At 74.7% G+C, this 18,441-nt stretch carries 13 protein-coding genes, 1 pseudogene and 1 riboswitch (1 of these 15 only partly in view); of the genes and pseudogenes, 6 read left to right on the top strand and 8 right to left on the bottom strand.

All coding sequences use genetic code 11. The features are described 5' to 3' along the window. Positions 1-1,239: pseudogene (locus D476_RS31970) on the bottom strand (adenosylmethionine--8-amino-7-oxononanoate transaminase); it reaches 133 nt to the left of the window's first position. Positions 1,240-1,713: 474 nt separating this feature from the next. On the opposite strand from D476_RS31970, the gene D476_RS0103505 reads away from it, so the two are divergent. Further along, positions 1,714-2,934, top strand: coding sequence for an 8-amino-7-oxononanoate synthase (locus tag D476_RS0103505; RefSeq protein WP_017622596.1), 1,221 nt, complete (start codon positions 1,714-1,716; stop codon positions 2,932-2,934). Positions 2,935-3,845: 911 nt separating this feature from the next. Next, positions 3,846-4,964, top strand: a complete 1,119-nt coding sequence (locus D476_RS0103500; RefSeq protein WP_017622595.1) for an SGNH/GDSL hydrolase family protein — start codon at positions 3,846-3,848, stop codon at positions 4,962-4,964. A gap of 95 nt (positions 4,965-5,059) precedes the next feature. On the opposite strand, the gene rocD is transcribed toward D476_RS0103500, so the two are convergent. Further along, positions 5,060-6,337 carry an ornithine--oxo-acid transaminase gene (gene rocD / locus D476_RS0103495; RefSeq protein WP_017622594.1) on the bottom strand — a complete coding sequence of 426 codons (1,278 nt, stop codon included), beginning with the start codon at positions 6,335-6,337 and terminating at the stop codon, positions 5,060-5,062. Positions 6,338-7,395: 1,058 nt separating this feature from the next. Between rocD and D476_RS0103490 the strand changes: the two genes are divergently transcribed. Together D476_RS0103490 and thiD are read left to right on the top strand one after the other, a co-directional pair. Then, positions 7,396-8,421, top strand: a complete 1,026-nt coding sequence (locus D476_RS0103490) for a DUF368 domain-containing protein (protein ID WP_017622593.1) — start codon at positions 7,396-7,398, stop codon at positions 8,419-8,421. Positions 8,422-8,468: 47 nt separating this feature from the next. Beyond that, positions 8,469-8,574: riboswitch (TPP riboswitch) on the top strand. After that, positions 8,563-9,366, top strand: coding sequence for a bifunctional hydroxymethylpyrimidine kinase/phosphomethylpyrimidine kinase (gene thiD, locus D476_RS0103485; RefSeq protein WP_017622592.1), 804 nt, complete (start codon positions 8,563-8,565; stop codon positions 9,364-9,366). (Overlaps the previous riboswitch by 12 nt.) A gap of 155 nt (positions 9,367-9,521) precedes the next feature. On the opposite strand, the gene D476_RS0103480 is transcribed toward thiD, so the two are convergent. The 3 genes from D476_RS0103480 to D476_RS0103470 all read right to left on the bottom strand — a co-directional run bounded on the left by D476_RS0103480 (position 9,522) and on the right by D476_RS0103470 (position 13,219). Then, the gene (locus D476_RS0103480; RefSeq protein WP_017622591.1) at positions 9,522-10,931 is read right to left on the bottom strand and encodes an alanine/glycine:cation symporter family protein; all 1,410 of its coding nucleotides are present in this window, start codon (positions 10,929-10,931) and stop codon (positions 9,522-9,524) included. Positions 10,932-11,146: 215 nt separating this feature from the next. Next, positions 11,147-11,437 carry a DUF6457 domain-containing protein gene (locus D476_RS0103475; RefSeq protein WP_017622590.1) on the bottom strand — a complete coding sequence of 97 codons (291 nt, stop codon included), beginning with the start codon at positions 11,435-11,437 and terminating at the stop codon, positions 11,147-11,149. A gap of 504 nt (positions 11,438-11,941) precedes the next feature. Further along, positions 11,942-13,219 carry a pyridoxal phosphate-dependent aminotransferase gene (locus tag D476_RS0103470; RefSeq protein WP_026123195.1) on the bottom strand — a complete coding sequence of 426 codons (1,278 nt, stop codon included), beginning with the start codon at positions 13,217-13,219 and terminating at the stop codon, positions 11,942-11,944. Between the two features lie 141 nt (positions 13,220-13,360). Here D476_RS0103470 and D476_RS0103465 point away from each other — a divergent pair, with 141 nt between their 5' ends. Further along, the gene (locus D476_RS0103465) at positions 13,361-14,341 is read left to right on the top strand and encodes a LysR family transcriptional regulator (protein WP_017622588.1); all 981 of its coding nucleotides are present in this window, start codon (positions 13,361-13,363) and stop codon (positions 14,339-14,341) included. Between the two features lie 61 nt (positions 14,342-14,402). Here the strand turns inward: D476_RS0103465 and D476_RS38160 are convergent, their stop codons facing one another. From D476_RS38160 to D476_RS0103450, 3 genes are all read right to left on the bottom strand, one after another. Then, complete coding sequence (locus tag D476_RS38160) at positions 14,403-15,230, bottom strand: hypothetical protein (RefSeq protein ID WP_192826349.1); 828 nt, start codon at positions 15,228-15,230, stop codon at positions 14,403-14,405. Positions 15,231-15,295: 65 nt separating this feature from the next. Beyond that, positions 15,296-16,543, bottom strand: a complete 1,248-nt coding sequence (locus D476_RS0103455; protein ID WP_017622586.1) for a glycosyltransferase — start codon at positions 16,541-16,543, stop codon at positions 15,296-15,298. Between the two features lie 4 nt (positions 16,544-16,547). Beyond that, entirely contained in the window at positions 16,548-17,564 is a 1,017-nt protein-coding gene (locus D476_RS0103450) for a DMT family transporter (RefSeq protein WP_017622585.1), read from the bottom strand. A gap of 750 nt (positions 17,565-18,314) precedes the next feature. Here D476_RS0103450 and D476_RS39610 point away from each other — a divergent pair. Beyond that, on the top strand, positions 18,315-18,441 hold a 127-nt coding region (locus D476_RS39610), incomplete at its 3' end, for an AsnC family transcriptional regulator (protein ID WP_152529203.1).

Genomic DNA, 18,441 nt, shown 5'->3' with positions numbered 1-18,441 from the left:
GGCGGCCGCCGTGTCCACGGGCCGGTCCAGCTCGATGACGCCGATCGCGCCCAGGACGCGCACGTCGCGCACTCCGGGCAGGGCGCGGGCGGGGGCGAGGCCGTCGCCCAGACCCCGCTCGACCCGGGCCACGTCGCCGCGCCAGTCGCCGCCGGTCAGCAGGCCGACGCTCGCCGCCGCGACCGCGCACGCCAGCGGGTTCCCCATGAAGGTGGGCCCGTGGGCGAGCACCGGCACCTCCCCCTCCGAGATGCCGCGTGCCACCTCCGGCGTGCACAGGGCGGCGGCGAGCGTCAGGTATCCGCCGGTCAGCGCCTTGCCCAGGCACATCACGTCGGGGACGACCCCGGCGTGTCCGGCGGCGAACATGGAGCCGGTCCGGCCGAAGCCGGTGGCGATCTCGTCGAACACCAGCAGCAGGCCGTGCTCGCGGGTGATGCGGCGCAGCTCACGCAGGTAGCCGGGGCTGTGGAAGCGCATGCCGCCCGCCCCCTGCACCACCGGCTCCACGATGACGGCCGCCAGCTCGTCGGCGTGCGCGGCGACCAGCCGCTCCAGCCCGGCGACGTAGGAGGGGTCCGGGTCGGCGCCGAAGCCCTCGGGCGGGGCGTCGGCGAAGACCTGCCGGGGCAGGACGTCGCCCCACAGGGCGTGCATCCCGCCTTCCGGGTCGCACACCGACATGGCGTGGAAGGTGTCCCCGTGGTACCCGCCGCGCCAGGTCAGGATGCGGCGCCGCTCGGGGCGGCCCTGGGAGCGCTGGTACTGCAGGCACATCTTGAGCGCGACCTCGACCGACACCGACCCGGAGTCGGCGAGGAAGACGTGGCGCAGGTCGCCGGGGGCGGCGGCGGACAGCAGCGCCGCCAGGCGGGCGGCGGGCTCGTGGGTGAGGCCGCCGAACATGACGTGGCCGAACCGGTCGATCTGGGTGCGGGCGGCCGCGTCGAGGACGGGGTGGCGGTAGCCGTGGATGGCCGACCACCAAGACGCCATGCCGTCGACGACCTCGCGCTCGCGGCCGTCCTCGCCGACCAGGCGCAGGCGCGTGCCGTGGGCGCCGGTCACGACGTACGGGGTGTCGGCGCCGGGGCCCACGGACGAGTAGGGGTGCCAGAGCAGGTCGCGGTCGACCTCGCGGACCCATTCGGCGGCGGCGTCGGTCGCGGCGATGGCCTCGGCGGCGGCACGCGGGTCGGTGGCGGCGCCGTCGGGGGCCGGTCGGGGCGGAGGCGTCATACCCGCACATCCTTCCGAGGGACCGGCGGCGGGGCGATGGTCCCTCCCACAGACTTCGGCGGGGGATGTTTGTGCGTTCCGGCGCATGACGGGGGTGTCGGCCGCGTGTGAGGCTCAGCGTGGCCGTTCCAGGCGGCCCGGGTGGGTGGCGGGACCCCGCCGCCCACCCGTGGGGACGCACACGGGGCAGGGGGCGCACCCTGCCCGGCCGGGACGGTCCGCGCGCGGGCACCACCGAGGCGGTGCACGTGGCCGGGGCCCCTCGGAGCAGGGCGGTCTCCATCCGGGCCGACGCCGGGAACCGCAGCCGTCGGCTGGGCCCACGCGGCATCCATGGCCGTGGCCGACGCACCCACCCGGGCCGGGGCCCACCGGTCGGCACGTCGCCGGGGGCCGCACGCGGGGTCCGCATAGAGGCCCGCATAGAGGACGGGGCGTCCACCGCCCGACCGCGACCAGGAAGGCGACCCGACCGTGACCGCGACCAACGGCGACCGCGCGCTGCACGCCCGCCCCCGGCCCGTGGCCTCCTCCCCCGCGTCGCCCTTCGGGTGGCTGGCCGGAGCCGCCCAGGAGCGGGCCGCCGCCGGGCTCACCCGGGTCCTGCGGCCGCGCCCCCACGACGAGGACGTGCTCGACCTGGCCTCCAACGACTACCTGGGGCTCGCCCGCCACGCGCGGGTGACCGGCGCCGCCGCGCGGGCCGCCCGGCGCTGGGGTGCCGGGGCGACCGGGTCGCGTCTGGTCACCGGCGACACTCGGCTCCACCGCGCGCTAGAGGAGGAGCTCGCCGACTTCTACGGCACCGAGTCCGCGCTCGTCTTCTCCTCCGGCTATACCGCGAACCTCGCCATGGTCACCGCGCTCTCCGGGCGCGGCGCGCACCTGGTGTGCGACCGCCTGAACCACGCCTCGCTCATCGACTCCGCCCGGCTGGCCAAGGCCTCGGGCGCCCGCGTCTCGCTGTTCGACCACGCCGACCCCGATTCCGCGGCGCGCGCTCTGCAGGAGGCGCCCGAGGGTTCGGACGCCGAACGCGCCCTCGTCGTGTCCGACACCCTCTTCTCCGTGGACGGCGACCTGACCGACCTGTCCGGCCTCTCCCGCACCTGCCGGAGTGCGGGGGCGGCGCTGCTGCTGGACGACGCCCACGGCCTCGGCGTCGTCGGGCACGGCGGTGCGGGCGCCCTCACGGCCGCGGGCCTGCGCGGCGCCGAGGACACGGCCGTCTCGGTGACGCTGTCCAAGTCCCTCGGGGCGCAGGGCGGCGCCGTCCTGGGCCCGGCCTGCGTCATCCGCCACCTGGTGGAGACGGCGCGCACATTCATCTTCGACACCGGGCTGGCCCCGGCCGCGGCCGGTGCGGCCCTTGAGGCACTGCGCCTGATCCGCGCCGAACCCGCACTCCCCGAGCGCCTGAGGGACCGCGCCCGTGCGCTCTCCACCGGCCTGGGCGAACACGGCCTGCGTGCCTCGGCCCCCGACGGCGCCGTGGTCTCGGTGACGGCGGACTCCCCCGACGAGTGCGTGCTATGGGCACGCCGGTGCGCGGAGAAGGGGGTACGGGTGGGGTGCTTCCGCCCGCCGTCGGTCCCGGACGGCCGCCCCCGCCTGCGCCTGACGGCCAGGGCCGACCTGTCGCCGACCGACATCGACCGCGCGATCGACACGGTGGTGCGCTGCCGCCCCGGCTAGGGCCTGTTTGGCAAGTCGGATCCATTCATTGATGGCAGCGATCAGCACGGTGGCCCCACAGCCAAGGGCGGGCCCGTCACGCGGCCACCGCCCGGTTGCGTTCGAGCCGGTTGACCCCGCACCCCACCGCGTGACGGGCCCGCTAGCCGGCCTTGTCCAAGGCGGGCGGGCCCCGCGACGCCCTACGCGCCTGCGGTCGCGCACCCGGTCGGCGGGCCCGGGGACCGTGTGCGCGATCTCGCGGCGACGCCGGTAAGAGCGGATCCTCTCCGAGCCGTAGGCCCTATCCACGCGCACCCGCGCCGGTCGGGTGCGCGCGGGCCCGCTCCGCCGGTGCCCGGCCGCCCGTACGCGCTCCATCACCGGCTCGGACCGCGGCGCGTCTCCGCGCCGCCCGGCGGTGGCCACCACGGACATCGGTCTGTGGTGCTGTTCGCAGGCCGGATGGATCCCCGTGCCCCGCCCCCGCGGGAGCGGCCCAGCCCGTGGCCGTCGGGCTCCGCCGTTCCGTGATCCGGGGCCTCCCCTATTTCGCGGCCCCGGCGGCGTGCCGGTGGGCGCGTACCGCGGTGGAGTCCGCGTCGGGTTCCCAGGTGATCAGCCCGCCGCATCGGCACGGGATCGCAGGGCGGCCAGGGCCCGTGAGCGGGGCGCCAGCCGTCCCCGGCGCCGCCCGACCGGAAGTACCGCCGCCGGATCCACCGGCCCCTTTCCGATTCCGGCCACGGTGTGATGCGCGCCTCTCCGCTCTCATCGTCGCTGGTCGTCGGCGGACCGCGGCCGCCCGTCGCCCTTCCGGCGGCCGGGAGGGCCCAGGACCGGCCGCGCCGTTACCCCTGGACCGCCGCGGCCGCGGGTACTCTGCCCTTCGGAACCCGGCCGACGGGACGTTCGAGGGGCGGTGGCCGACAGTGCGCAGACTCGGGGGCGGCCGCCGCGGTGTCCTCCTCGTCGCGGCCGCCGCGGTGTCCCTTCTGCTCGTCCTCGCGCTCGCGGTGCCGGTCACCCGCGACGGCCTGGCCGGGGCCTGGTGCTCGCTGACCGGGTCGGGGTGCGCGCCCGGGGGGCTCTTGCCGGGGCGGGAACCCGGCTCGGAGGACGACTGGCGGCTGGCCATGGACCCGGTCGAGGCCGCCACCTGGGGCCACTACCTCGCCCTGGGCGACTCCTACTCCTCCGGCGACGGCGCCGGCTCCTACCTGCCCGGCACCACCGGTGGAGACGGCTGCTACCGCTCGGCCGACGCCTACCCCTCCCGCACCTCCGAGTCCTTCGACTTCGCCGGGGGCTTCGGCTTCGTCGCCTGCAGCAAGCACAAGGGCGCCCAGCTCCTCGAGGAGGCCGGGGACGGGGACGAGGACGCCCAGCTCGGCGCGATCGGCGAGTACACCTCCCTGGTGAGCCTGGGCATCGGCGGCAACGACCTGGGCTTCACCCCTGTGCTGCGCACCTGCATGGTGCGGATGCCGCTGGTCTCCGGCGGGGTCTGCCAAGGGCAGGAGGAGGACGTCGACCGCCGGATGCGGGCCTTCGACGACACCCTCGACGCGATCATCGCCGAGGTGCGCGACCGCGCCCCCGACGCCCGCCTGCTCCTGGTCGGCTACCCGCGCCTGTTCCCCGAAGAGCCGTCCGGCATGTACTACACGCTCACGGTCGAGGACCAGGCCTGGCTGAACGGGAAGGTGCGCGCCTTCAACGACCGGCTCCGCGCCGCCGCCCAGGAGGCGGACAAGGAGATCGCCGAGGAGGGCGACGTCGGCAGCGTCGAGTTCGTCGACGTGTACACCGCGCTCGCGGGCCACGAGGTGACCGCGGAGGACAGCTGGCTGAACGGGGTCGTGCTGGAGGACCTGACCGACGGCATCCAGGTGCACCGCAGCAGCTTCCACCCCACCGCCGCGGGCCAGCGGGCGTTCGCCGAACGGCTCGGCGCCCGCGTCGAGGAGGGGCCCGGGCGGGAGCTGTACGTCAGCCGGGACACCGTGGACGCCGCCGGGCCCGAGGCCCTCGCACGGGACCTCGACTGACACCGGCGCGGCCGGGACGGGACCGNGGGGCGGGGGGGGGCCCGCCGGTACGGCCCGCCCGGCGATGAGCGGGGGCGTGTTCCTCGGGTCAGGCCCTAGGCCCGCCCCGCCTTCAGGTCGGCCAGGACCGCCCCGAGCTGGTCCAGGCCCCAGTTGAGGTCCTCTTCGCTGATCACCAGCGGCGGCGACAGCCGGATCGTCGACCCGTGGGTGTCCTTGACCAGGACGCCCCGCTCGGCGAGCAGTTCGCACATGCGGCGGCCCGTGGCCAGCGACGGGTCGATGTCGATGCCCGCCCACAGCCCGATGCTGCGCGCGGCGGCCACGCCGTCGCCCACGAACTCCTTCAGGCGGGTGCGCAGCACCTCCCCCAGGGTCCGGGCGTTCTCCAGGTAGGGCCCCTCCTTGAGCATCCGCACCACGGTGCGCCCCATGGCCCCGGCCATCGGGTTCCCGCCGAAGGTGCTGCCGTGCTGCCCCGGCTGGATGACCCCGAGCACCGACTCGTCGGCGACCATCGCCGACACCGGCAGCACGCCGCCGCCCAGCGCCTTGCCGAACAGGTAGGCGTCGGGCACCACGCCGGTGTGCTCGCAGGCCCGGACGGTGCCGGTGCGGCCGAGCCCGGACTGCACCTCGTCGGCGATGAGCAGCACCCGTTCGCGGTCGCACAGCTCGCGCAGCCGCGGCAGGTAGTCCGGCGGGGGCACCACCACCCCGGCCTCGCCCTGCACCGGCTCCACCAGCACCGCGGCGGTGGTGCCGTCGACCGCCTCGGCCACGGCCTCGGCGTCGCCGTAGGGCACCGACCGGAACCCGGGGGTGTAGGGGCCGAACCCGCCGTAGGCGTCGGGGTCGGAGGAGAAGGAGATGATCGTGGTGGTGCGGCCGTGGAAGTTGCCGCCCGCCACCACGATGGTGGCCTCCCCGTCGGGGACCCCCTTGACGTCGTAGGCCCATCTGCGGGCCACCTTGACGGCGGTCTCCACCGCCTCGGCCCCGGTGTTCATGGGCAGGACGCGCTCCTTGCCCACCAGGTCGCCCAGGGCGGCCACGAACGGCGCGAACTGGTCGTTGTAGAAGGCGCGGCTGGTGAGCGTCACCCGGTCCAGCTGGTGGTGGGCGGCGGCGAGCAGGTCGGGGTTGGCGTGCCCGAAGTTCATCGCCGAGTACCCGGCGAGCATGTCGAGGTGGCGCCGGCCTTCGACGTCGGTCACCCAGGCGCCCTCGCCGGAGGCGATGACGACCGGCAGGGGCGCGTAGTTGTGGGCCGAGCGGGCCTGGGCCAGGGCGATGTGGTCGGCGGTGGAGACAGGAGGGCCGGAGGGGTCGCCCCCGGAGGGCCTGCTTCCCAGAACGCGGGTGTCGCTCATCCAGGTGTCCCTTTCCGATCAGCGCTGATCGTGTCGCTCTTGGGATACCCCGCGGCCCGCGGACGATACGCGTGCCGCTCGGGGACCCACAGCAGAAGAACAGACGCCCCGGAGAAGGCACAAGGGTCCATACAGAGACGAAGAGGACGGGAGGCCGCACGGGTGCCGACCGTGGACATATGGACCCGACGGGCCCAGAGACGCGGCCGTTAGCCCAGCGTCACGGCGAAGAGGTTTGCGGTGCGTCCAGGGGCGTGTCCAGGGGCCGCCCGCGGAGCGGTCCGGCGCCCTGAGGGGCGCGTCCGCTGGAGTGATGGAACCTCTGCCGACTCCGCCCGCTTCGGCGGGCGATCACGGCGACAGCAACGGCCACGGCCATCGAAGGCCCCGATTCCACCCGACACCATCGGCTCCGGGCGGGAGGTGCGGACGGCTCTCTGCCCGCGACACACCCCCGCCGCACCACTTCACGGTTCGCGTCACGGTTCGCGGTCCACGCGCAGTGGGGCGTGCAGCGCTCTGAGGCCGACAGGCAGCCGGGTGGCGTCCGCTGGAGCGGTGGAATCTTCGGCGGCCGCGGCCGCCCTGGCCGGTCGGTCCTCGGCCGCCCGCCGACGGCCGGGGCGCCGGTCACGGCACCGGCACCGAGGCGGGCCGCCCCACGGCCGCGACGCCCGCGCCGGCCCGGCCGGACGGAAATGACACCACTCCAGCGGACGTGACCGGCAGCCGAGGAACTCCGCGAACAGGGACGAGGTGGGCCCACCGCACCCGCTCGGTTCCGGTTATCCGCACGATCGCCCCGCGGACTTCCCGAAAACCCGCTCCCGGCCCGCTTCCAGCGCCCCGGGCCGGGCCGGAGTCCTTACACTGGGGCATGTTTCCCGCGCTCCGCGCGAACCCGCTGAGCCCGTTCGGCTTCACACCGGGTGACGGTCGGCCTCCGCCGGGCCCGTCCGGGAAGACGAGACGTCCGGGGCGCGGCGTCCCGACGCCCGCCTCCCCGCGGCCGGTGCCGCGCGCCCCGCCTCCCCAGTCCCATCGACGAAACGCGAGACATGGCCAAACCAATCGGCACCCACGCCCTCAACCTGGTCCGCGGCGCCCTGATCGGCACCGCCGAGGTGGTGCCCGGCATCAGCGGCGGCACCGTCGCCCTGATCACCGGCATCTACGAGACCCTCATCACCTCGGCCGGCCACGTGGTCAGCGGCCTCCGCCTCACCGTCTCCGACCTGCCCCGCGGGCGCGGCATGGCGCGCGCCGGCGCCGAGTTCCGCCAAGCCGACTGGGCCGCCGTGGCCGCCGTGCTGATCGGCATGGTCGCCGCCGCGCTCACCGCGGCCAAACTGCTGGCCCCGCTGGTGGAGTCCGAGCGGCAGTTCGCCTACGCCGTCTTCTTCGGCCTGGTGCTGGCCTCGGTGTACGTCCCCTACTCCAGCACCCTGCAGCGCTGGAGGGCGGGCGACTACCTGCTGGCCCTCGTCGTGGCGGCGGTGGCGTTCGTGCTCATCGGGCTGCCGCCCTCCGAGATCGAACCCAATCCGCTGATCGTCGCCGCCGCGGCGGCGGTGGCGGTGTCGGCCCTGGTGCTGCCGGGCATGTCGGGCTCGCTGATCCTGCTCACCCTGGGCCTGTACACCTCCACCATGGACGCCCTCAACGACCGCGACCTGGGCTACATCGGCACCTTCGTCCTCGGCGCCCTGATCGGCGGCGCCCTGTTCGTCAAGCTGCTGCAGTGGCTGCTGGACCGCCACCACCACCTGGCGATGGTGGTCATGACCGGCCTGCTCGCCGGTTCGCTGCGGGCGCTGTGGCCCTGGCAGGAGGAGGACCGCTCCTTCACCGCCCCCACCGAGGTGCCGTTCACGGTCCTGCTGATGGCGGTCGGCTTCGCGCTGGTGGTCGGGGTGCTGCTGCTGGAGCGCGCGACCCGCGCCCGCCGCGGGGACGCCCAGGACGGTCACGGCGGCCAGGAGGGCCACGGCGGCCGCGGCGGCGGCGACCATCCGGGCGGGGGCGGCGCGCCGCAGGGCGGGCGCCACGCGCGACCCGCCTCGGGGTCGGCCCCCCGCATGTGACACCCTGATCGCACGCCGGGCCGCCCGGGGCGGCCCGGCCCCGATCGAATACCGGCGCGGGGTGCCGCGGACCCTCCTCCCACCGCGGCTGAGAACACACCCGTCGAACCTGCACTAGCTCGCACTAGCGAAGGGACGCCCATGAGCTCCTTCAACATCCTGTCCATCGCCGGGACCGACCCCAGCGGCGGCGCGGGGATCCAGGCCGACCTCAAGGCCGTCTCCGCGCTGGGGGGCTACGGCATGAGCGTGGTGACCGCGCTGGTCGCGCAGACCACCACCGGGGTCGCCGAGGTGCACCGGGTGCCCCCGGCGTTCATCACCCGCCAGCTCGACGTGCTGCTGGAGGACGTGCGCGCCGACGCGGTCAAGATCGGCATGCTGGCCGACACCGAGGTGATCGACGCGGTGGCGGGGGCGCTCGACACCCACCGGCCGCCGCACGTGGTGCTCGACCCGGTCATGGTGGCCAAGAGCGGCGACCGGCTGCTGGCGGCCGACGCCATCGGGGCGGTCCGCACCCGCCTGCTGCCGCGCGCCGACCTGATCACCCCCAACCTGCCCGAGGCCGCCGAGCTGCTCGGCGTGAAGGAGGCGGCCGACACCGCCGAGATGGAGCACCAGGCGCGCGGCCTGCTCGACCTGGGTGCCCGCCGGGTCCTGATCAAGGGCGGGCACCTGGACACCGACGAGAGCACCGACCTGCTGGTGGAGCCGGGGCGCCCCGCCGCGGCGTTCACCGCGCCCCGGGTGGCCACGAAGAACACCCACGGCACCGGCTGCACCCTGTCGTCGGCCATCGCCGCCCTGCTCCCGCAGCGGGACGGCTGCGCCGAGGCGGTGCGGGAGGCCAAGGGGTACCTGACCGAGGCGCTGCGGCGCGCCGACGACCTGGACGTCGGCTCGGGCAAGGGGCCGGTGCACCACTTCCACGCCTGGTGGTGACGCGGGGCGCCGCCGGGCCGGGCGCGTCCCCGGCCCCGCCCCTGCCGCGTCCGCTTCGGCGCACCCGGGAGACGGCCGGCCGAGGGGCCGAACACGGCCGAAGGGCCTGTCCGCGGTGGACAGGCCCTTCTCTCGTCGCGATGCCCGCTTGAGCGCTACTGCTTCTCGGGGACCCGGAAGTCCGGGTTCTTCCACTCGGGGTTGGCGAAGTAGCGCCGCGTCTCGGCGACCACCACCGGCGACAGCAGCAGCAGGCCGACCAGGTTGGGCAGCGCCATCAGGCCGTTGGCGATGTCGCTGAACAGCCAGACGACGTCGAGCTCGGCGGTGGCGCCGACGAACACCACGGCCACGAACAGCACGCGGTAGAACACCACCGCGCGGTGCCCGATCAGGTAGTCGATGCAGCGGTCGCCGTAGTAGGACCAGCCGAGGATGGTGGTGAAGGCGAACACCACCACCGCGATGGCGAGCATGGGCCCGGCCGCCGCGCCCAGGGCCGGGCTGATCCCGCTCAGGCCCTCCTGCAGTCCGGCGGAGGTCAGCGCGGCGCCGTCGTCGTCGCCGAGCTCCCAGACCCCGGTGACGATGATGACCAGGCAGGTCATGGTGACCACGATGATGGTGTCGATGAAGGTCTGGGTCATCGAGACCATCGCCTGGCGCACGGGCTGGTCGGTCTTGGCCGCGGCCGCCGCGATGGCGCCGGTGCCCAGGCCGGACTCGTTGGAGAAGATGCCGCGGGCCACGCCCATCTGCAGGGCGATCAGCACGGTGGAGCCGACGAAGCCGCCGGTGGCCGCGGAGCCGGTGAAGGCGTCGGTGACGATCAGCGCCAGGGCGGCGGGCAGGTCGGCGACGTGGACGATGAGCACCAGCAGGGTGACGACGATGTAGAGCAGGATCATCACCGGCACGACCGCCGAGGCGACGCGGCCGATGCTCTTGATGCCGCCGATCACCACGATGCCGATGAGCACCATCATCACCACGCCGGAGACCCACGGGGCGATCGCGAAGTTCTCGTCGAGCTGCTGGGCGACGGTGTTGGCCTGGGTGCCGTTGCCGATGCCGAACGCCGCGATCGCGCCGAAGAGCGCGAACAGGAAGCCCAGGGTGGTGCCGAGGCCGCCGGACAGGCCGTTCTTCAGGTAGAACATCGGCCCGCCGCTCTGCTTGCCGACGCCGTCGCGCTGGCGGTACTTCACGCCCAGCAGCGCCTCGCTGTACTTGGTGGCCATGCCGACCAGGCCGGTCATCCACATCCAGAACAGCGCGCCGGGGCCGCCGATACCGATGGCCAGGCCCGCGCCGGCGATGTTGCCGACGCCGACGGTGGCCGCCAGCGCGGTGCTGAGCGCCTGGTAGTGCGAGATGTCGCCCTCGCCGTCGGTCTCCTTGCGGCGCACGAAGGCCAGCCAGAGGGCGTGGAAGAGCTTGTGGAACTGCAGCAGACGCAGGCGGACCGTGAGGAACAGCCCTGTGATCAGCAGCAGGGGGATGAGGACCCATGGTCCCCAGATGATGGACGACAGGTCTTCCAACAGGCTCACGGTCTGTTCCACGTGAGTGCTCCCAATCGATCTCGGACGGGGGACGGGGGCGCGGCGCGCCCGAGGATCACCGGGCGCTCCGAGGGGGTGGTGCTCCCCTTCCGGACACGGCTTCCGGGGTACGGAACCGCAGTGTTCCGCCAGGTTCACACCGATTCGTCACATTCGCGTCACGGTCCCCCCACACACCGGTTGCGGAGGGGCCCTGACCAGCGGAGATCACCCGGTCATCCGCTGTTCTCCCCACCTGGGCTCCCGCCGTCGGCACCGCCGGCACCGTCGGGGCCATCGGCCCGGCTGAGCGCGAGCCGGGTGAGCGCGCGCGCCGCCTCTTCCGGGTCGGCGCCGCGGCCGACCGCGATGCCCAGCAGGAACGTGGTGAGCGGGGCCGCCGGGCGGGCCACCGAGTGCGCGGCGTCCCGGGCGAGGTCGAGGACGCGGTCGACGTCCTCCTTGACGACCTCCTCAGGGAGGTCGAGTTCGGCGCACACCTGGCGCGCCCACTCCACGAGCGTCATCACTGCTCCAAAGATGGAAACTGCGTTGAAGACTGCTCGCGATCCTAGAGCCATCCGGCGCCCGGCGCGCGACAGAAGCACGCCGCAGGCGCGTCACGAAGGTGAATGCCCCGCCGATGGGAGAGAGCGTGGCCGGGGCGTTCTCCCTGGGTCGGGCCCGTCGAGGGCACCGGCGGCGCCATGCGGCCCGAGGCGTAAGCCGGTCGGCGGGCCGTCGACCGATGAGAGCGCGGCGAGGGCCGTGCCTGGGCGCCGTGCAGTAGGGCCCGACCCCGGGAACACGCTCTGGGCGTTCGGCCGCGCACGGGTCCCGCCCTCCGCGGCTCCGGGGGCCTACCGCTAGGGTGGCCCGCGCAGAGGAGCGGGACCGGCCCTTCCGCGATGTCCGGCCCCGCTCCTCGCCCCCGTTCTCCGGGTTCGCTTCGGCGTTGGCGTCCGTGTTCGGTTGTCGGCACCCTTCTGCGCTCTTCTGCGCTCTTCGGCGCCCGCGTCGTCCGGCCGCGCTCAGGCGGCCGCCGCCACGGGTTCGGCGACCTCGGACAGCACCTCCTCCAGGCGGTCCAGGTGCGCGCGGATCCACGGCAGGGAGGTCGGGTCGTCGACGGCCAGCGCCGCCCAGCGCTCGGCGTCGGTGTCCCCGTAGAGCAGGCTGGTGGCGACGCGCAGGCGCAGGGCCTCGGGGCACTCGCCGAACTCGACGCCGGGCAGCGCGCCCAGGCCGTAGCGTTCGAGCAGCATCCGGCTCAGTCCGGGGCCGTCGACCACCCCGAAGTCGGCGGCCAGGCGCTCGCGGTGCGGCTCGAAGTCGGGGTAGAGGTAGAAAGCGGCCCGCGGTGCGGCCACGGCCGCCCCGGCGGCGGTGAAGCGCTCGGCCACCGCGCGGGCGACCGTGCCGTGCAGGCGGCGGCTGCGCCCGATGTGGTCGGTCAGCTCGGTCGGCTCGTCGAAGGCCAGGGCACCGGCGCGCTGGACCGGTGAGCTCGGGCTCGACCACAGCTCGCTGGCGATCCCCAGCAGCTCTGCGCGCAGGTGCGCCCCGCGCGCCCCGTCGGGCAGCCGCGCCACGCCCAGGCGCCAGCCGCCCAGGGCCAGGTTCTTGCTCAGGCCGGCGGTGACCACGGTCCGCTCGGGGGCGAACTCGGCGGGGCTGCGCACCTCGGTGGCGGCCGGGTCGTGCACCAGGTCCCGGTAGATCTCGTCGGAGATGACCACCAGGTCCAGGGCGCGGGCGACCTCGGCCAGGCGCCGGACGGTGTCGGCACCGGCGACGGTGCCGGTCGGGTTGTCGGGCACCGTGGCGATCACGGCCCGCACGTCGCGGCCCTGCCCGCGCGCGTCCTGCACGGCCTCGGCGAGCAGGTCGGGCTGGGGCACGCCGCCCTGGCCGCGCTCGGTGGGCACGAACAGCGGGCGGTTGCCCGACAGGCGGCTCTGGGCGGCGTAGCTGACCCAGCTGGGGGCGGCGACGGCCACGTCGCCGCCGATGCTCATCAGCAGCGCGTACAGCAGCGGCTTGCTGCCCGGCCCGGCGACGACCATGTCGGGGTCGGTGTCCAGGCCGCGGCGGGACCAGTACCCGGCGGCGGCCTCGCGCAGGCCGCGGTCACCGGCGACCGGACCGTAGGAGTTGCACCCGCCTCCGGCCGCGAGGGCGTCCCGCAGCGCCGGGTGGACGGGCAGTCCCGCCTCGCCGAACCCCAGGGGCAGCACGGCGGCGCCGGTGCGGCGCCTGGCCTCCAGGGCCTCGTTCACGGCGAGTGTGGCGGAAACGGCAACAGACATGAAGAGATCGACCCCGCATACGTCCGGCGGCTGGTGGGAGGCCTGGGGCCGTTGGTGCTCCCCGGCCTCGCACTTTCACTCTGCCCACTTCCACCCATCAGCACAAGCGACTCTTTTCGATGGTGAGCGTAAGGTGGTCTTATGCTCGATCTCCGCAGGCTCCAACTGCTCAAGGAATTCGCCGATAAGGGGACGATCGCGGCGGCCGCCGCCTCGCTGGGGTATACGGCTTCGGCCGTTTCGCAGCAATTGTCCGCACTGGAGCGGGAAGCGGGCGCCCAATTACTGGACCGCACCGCACGCAGCGCCGAACTGACCGAAACCGGAAGGCTGCTGGCCGACCAGGCCGAGCAGATCCTCGCGCTGGTGGAGGCGGCCGAGGCGGTGCTGGACGAGCGGCGGGGGCAGGTGACCGGCCGGGTGACGGTGGCGGCCTTCCCGACCGCGGCGGTGGCGTTCGCGCCCCGTCTGGCGCAGAGCCTGCGCCGCCACACCGGCATGCAGCTGGTGCTGCGCCAGACCACCGAGGGGGCGGGGGTCCGCCAGGTGAGCGCCGCCGAGGCCGACATCGCCCTGGTCGACGACTGGACGGGGCGCCGCCCGGACCCCGGCGCGGGCAAGCTCCGCCACGAGCACCTGCTGCGCGACCCGATGGTGCTGGCGGTGCCGGAGGAGCACCGGCTGGCGGACCCGGCGGTGCCGGTGGAGCTGGAGCGGCTGCTGGACGAGGCGTGGATCGCCGCGCCGCAGGGGGAGCCGTCCCGGTACGGGACCGACACCCTGCTCGCCGACCTGGGCGGCGCCCCGGCGGCGGCATGGGAGTTCGAGGGGCTGGGGACCATCCTGAGCCTGGTGTCCCGGGGCATCGGCATCGCGGCCGTCCCGGCCCTGTCCCTGAGCTCGGGCACGGCGGGGTTGGCGTTCCGCAGACTGCCCGAGGACGCGCCGTCGAGGGACGTCTACATGGCCGTCCGGGCGGCGAGCCTGCGCCGACCGGCGATCGGGGTGACGCAGCGGGCATTGAAGGAGGCGGCCGTCGACGTCCAGCGCGACCTGGAGGAGGTATTGGACCGCATCCCGGACCACCGCCCCGGCCCGGGCCCCAGAAACGGAAGAGGATGAGGACGCCCCTTGGGAGACGGGCCAGGAGGTCCCCGCTCGTGCCCCCGGCCGCTCGGATGCCCTAATCGCGCGGGCGTCTCCGGTTGCCGTTGGCGCGTTTCCAACCGACGCGGGGGCGCTGGCGTTCCCTGTCTCCGCCGACTCCGCCTGATCCCCCGGTCTCCTCGGCGTCCTCGCCGCCTTCACGCTGGGACGGGATCGGGCCAGAACCGCCCGCCCTATGGCCGTCCGCCGGGTGGAGGTGCGGGCGGCCGCCGTTGTCCCCGTTGACGTTGTCGCCGTCGGTCCGGTGGCGGCCGACCGGGCGGCCGTCGCCGATGTCCTCGGAGGCACGGGCCGGGTCGAGCGGCAGGCCACGGCCGGGCCCCATGTACGCCCACCGGAGGGGCTGTCCCGCCCACGCGGCCCTCTCGGTCCCCTTGGACCGGTCCGGCCCGGCCGACCGTGCGGAGCGGTCCGTGCCGTCGGGGTAGCCGGCGTGGTCGGGATGGCCCGTGCGGTCCGGCCCCCCGGCTTGGGCCGGGATGTCGACCGCCTGCCCGTTCTGCGCCTCCGCCTCGGCGGCCGCAGCGGGAACGCTCCCGCCCCGGGCGATCTCGCGGCGGTGGATGCGCTTCAGCCGCCGCCGGAGCCTGCGCGCCACATGGCGGGCCCGGTCACGGTCCTCGCGGCAGTTCCACCAGCGGGCGAACGCCTCCAGCTTCTGCCGCCGCGCCTCGGCCAGCTCGGCCTCCAGGCGCTCGACCCGCTCCTCCAGCTCGCGGTGGGCGCGGTCGTAGTCGCCGAGGACGTCCTGGCACGACCTTTCGTCGGATTCGGCCTTGCGGAGCCGGGCGGCCACGCCGTCGGCGTGCGCCGCCCCCGCTCGTCCGGTACCAACGAACCACACACTCTGGATATGTCCCGCGAACCGGACCTTACATCAGCATGTGACGCAAAAACCACGGAAAGTCATCACGCGGCCGCCGCCGCCCGGCGCCCTCCCCCCGTTCCAGCGACCGCGCGCAGCGCCCGGTCGGCGACGGGAGCCCCCGGGCGGCGCGGGCGCACCGACCGGTAGATCTCCTCGAACCGGTCCAGCGAGCGCCGGTGGTCGTGCGTCAGTGCGAGCGCCCGGGAGGCCTCCCCCATCGCCTCGCGCCGGTCCGACCCCAGCACGTCCAGCAGCCGCCCCGCCAGCGCCTCGGCGTCGCCCGGCGGGAACAGGAACCCGTTGCCGCCCTCGTCCACCAGGTGCGGCAGGGCGAGCGCGTCCGCGGCCACGACCGGCAGCCCCGTCGCCATCGCCTCCAGGGTGGCGATGCTCTGCAGCTCGGCCACGCTCCCGATGGCGAACAGGTCCCCGGCCACGTACACCAGCGGCAGCTCCTCGTCGGGAACGAACCCCAGGAACCGGACCCGGTCGGCCACGCCCAGCTCCTCGGCCAGCCGGGCCAGCTCCGCCTGGCGCTGGCCGGTCCCGGCCAGGGCGAGCTGGAGGTCACGGCGGTCCTTCACCAGCGCCAGCGCCCGGATCAGGTCATCGATGCGCTTCTCCTCGTCCAGCCGCCCGACGAAGACCATCGTCTCCCGGTCCTCAAGCCCGAACCGCTTGCGCACCTCGGCGCGCTCGGCGGGGCGGGGCCGGAACCGCTCCAGGTCGATACCGCAGGAGACCGGCTCCACCCGGCGGCTGAACCCCTTGGCCGCCAGCAGGTCGGCGGCGCGCCGGGTCGGCGTGGTCACGTGGTCGGCCTCGTAGGCCACCCGCACCATGTCCCGCCAGGCCAGCCCGCCCGCGACGCCCTGGAGGGCGTCGGGGATGTGCGCGTGGGCGAACAGGTTGTCCGGCATGAAGTGGTTGGTGAGCACCACCGGCGCCCCCGACAGCCGCGCCCGCCGCACCGCCGCCCTGCTCACCGTGAAGTGGCTCTGGGCGTGAACGACGTGCGGGGCGAGGCGTTCGACGATCCGGGCCACGTGCCCGCCCACGCCCAGCGGGACGGCGGTGCGCATCGTCGGGTGCACCACCACCGGCGCCGAGCGCAGCCGGTGCAGCACCACGCCGTCCTCGTACTCGATGCCCGGGCGTCCCGTCGCCGACGCGCACACCACGTGGACGTCGTGGCCCCGTTCGGCCAGCCCCGTGGCCAGCCGGTAGGTGAAGTAGCCCGCCCCGTTGACGTCCGGCGGGTAGGTGTCGGCCGCGATCAGCAGACGCATGCGGTCAGGCCCCCCGCTCGGTCGGCTGCCCTGGCCGGCGGTCCCCGGGGTTCTCTCCTTCTTTGCGGTCATCAGGCTGCTCCTGTGCAGATGCGGAGGTGGACAACGGCGAGGCCTCCCCGGAGGCGGGCGCCGGACGGACGCCCGGCGCCGGTGCGCCGCGGTGCACCGCGGCCTCCGGGTTCTGGTTCCTGGCCTTGGCCAGCACGGCGATGCCGGCCGCGGCGACGGCGGCGGAGGCGGTGGCCCCCGCCTGGGCGAGCGGAGTGGTCGGCAGCCCCTCGCCGAGCAGCAGCGCCCCCAGCCCGGCGCCGACCACCGGGTCGGCGACGAGGAGCACCGCGTAGGCGGCGGCGAAGTGGCCGGTGCGGTAGGCGTTCTGCATCATCAGGCCGCCGAACAGGGCGACGCCCACGGCGACGGGCGTGAGCCAGCTGACCACTGCGGCCGGGTCCTGGGCGGCGCCCGCGGCGATCACCCGTGCGATCGCCGAGGTCGTTCCCAGGGCGGTTCCGCCCACGGCCGCCAGCAGCACGCCGCGCGCCCCCGCACGCAGGTACCGGGCGGCCGCGAGGGCGGCGAACCCGCCCCCCACCACCACCCCGGCCAGCACCAGCGCGGTCGCGGTGGTCATCTCCGGCGGCTCGGCGGTGTGCGGGAACAGGGTGATCACCCCCGCGAGGCCGGCGGTGACCGCCAGCCCCGCGGCGATCTGCCCGGTCCGCACCCGGCGGCGGGTGAAGAGCATGGACAGCACGATCGCGAACAGCAGTCCGGTCACGCCGATCGGCTGGATGATGGTGAGCGGCGCCCCGCTGAGCGCCACCAGGTGCAGACAGACCCCCGCCCCGGCCGCGACCGTGCCCAGGATCCAGCGCGGGCGCTGGACCAGGTGCACGAGCAGGCTGAAGCGGGCCACGCTCTTGCCCGGCGCGCGGACCGCGTCGCGCTCCTGCAGCGCCGACCCCAGCGCCATGCAGAAGGCCCCGGCCAGGGCGATGAGGACCGATCCGATCAGCACGGCGCCCCCCGGTACCGGCGCGCGCGCCGGCCGCCCGGAAGGGCGGCCGAGCCGCGCGCGCCCATCGCCCGCCCGGCTCCGTCCCGCCGGGCGCTACGGCACGGCGGGCCCGGGCCGGCCGCGGCGGGAAGGGCACGTTCCGCGCCCGACCTCGATCGCACCACGGTGTCCCCCCTCCGTACGGCCGCCATGCGGCCTGCTCGCTCCGTCGGGGAAAACGCTACGGATGATCGGCGGCGAAGTGCGATAACGCCACCACCCTGTCCGAGGTGGTGCTCGCCCCACCCCCGGTGGAGCGGTACGCCCCACCACGAATCGCGGGGCACGCCCCTGCGCTCTTCCCCCTTCGCGTGCGCACGGCACGGGCCGCACCCGTTCCCCTGTCCTCCGGCCCCTCGCACGGCACCCCCGGTCCTGCGGTCGGACAATGCGGTCGGCGCGCCCCTTCCTCGTGCTTCCCTCGCGCTTCACCGAGAAGGACGCAGGTCCGTCCTCTCCTCCCAAACGTAGATAACCCACCTGTCCTTCGCGTCCCTCCACCGGCGTAGATATAGGGGAAACAGATCGTCAAAAGTCGGTACCCCGGTACGCACGGCTCATCCGTTCGTCGGCCGTGCGGGCCGGGGCCGCGGGTATGCGAGTGGAGGGACCGGCGATCTGTCAAGTCGGGACCCGCACGCCCGCACCGCGCACAGGGCGCCCAATGTGCAGAATTAGGGGGAAATTCCCCCACTGGATAGGTGAGCGCCCATGGGCGGCATGGAACTGGATGAGACCGATTCGGCGATCGTGCGCGAGCTGAGCGCGGACGGCCGCCTGCCGTTCGAGACCCTCGCGGGCCGCGTGGGCCTCTCCCGCGCCGCCACACGCCTGCGGG

Source organism: Nocardiopsis chromatogenes YIM 90109 (assembly GCF_000341185.1).
In the GTDB taxonomy this organism is placed as follows: domain Bacteria; phylum Actinomycetota; class Actinomycetes; order Streptosporangiales; family Streptosporangiaceae; genus Nocardiopsis_A; species Nocardiopsis_A chromatogenes.
The sequence above is the reverse complement of the archived record's forward strand: the minus strand, read 5'-3'. Positions and strand labels throughout refer to the sequence as shown.

Bases quoted from the DNA above. Each gene is read 5' to 3' on its own strand.
- D476_RS0103475 (WP_017622590.1), bottom strand. From the start codon at position 11,437: ATGACGCTCGTGGAGTGGGCGCGCCAGGTGTGCGCCGAACTCGACCTC.
- rocD (WP_017622594.1), bottom strand. From the start codon at position 6,337: ATGAGCGACACCCGCGTTCTGGGAAGCAGGCCCTCCGGGGGCGACCCC.
- D476_RS0103465 (WP_017622588.1), top strand. From the start codon at position 13,361: ATGCTCGATCTCCGCAGGCTCCAACTGCTCAAGGAATTCGCCGATAAG.
- thiD (WP_017622592.1), top strand. From the start codon at position 8,563: ATGAGCTCCTTCAACATCCTGTCCATCGCCGGGACCGACCCCAGCGGC.
- D476_RS0103455 (WP_017622586.1), bottom strand. From the start codon at position 16,543: ATGCGTCTGCTGATCGCGGCCGACACCTACCCGCCGGACGTCAACGGG.
- D476_RS0103490 (WP_017622593.1), top strand. From the start codon at position 7,396: ATGGCCAAACCAATCGGCACCCACGCCCTCAACCTGGTCCGCGGCGCC.
- D476_RS0103470 (WP_026123195.1), bottom strand. From the start codon at position 13,219: ATGTCTGTTGCCGTTTCCGCCACACTCGCCGTGAACGAGGCCCTGGAG.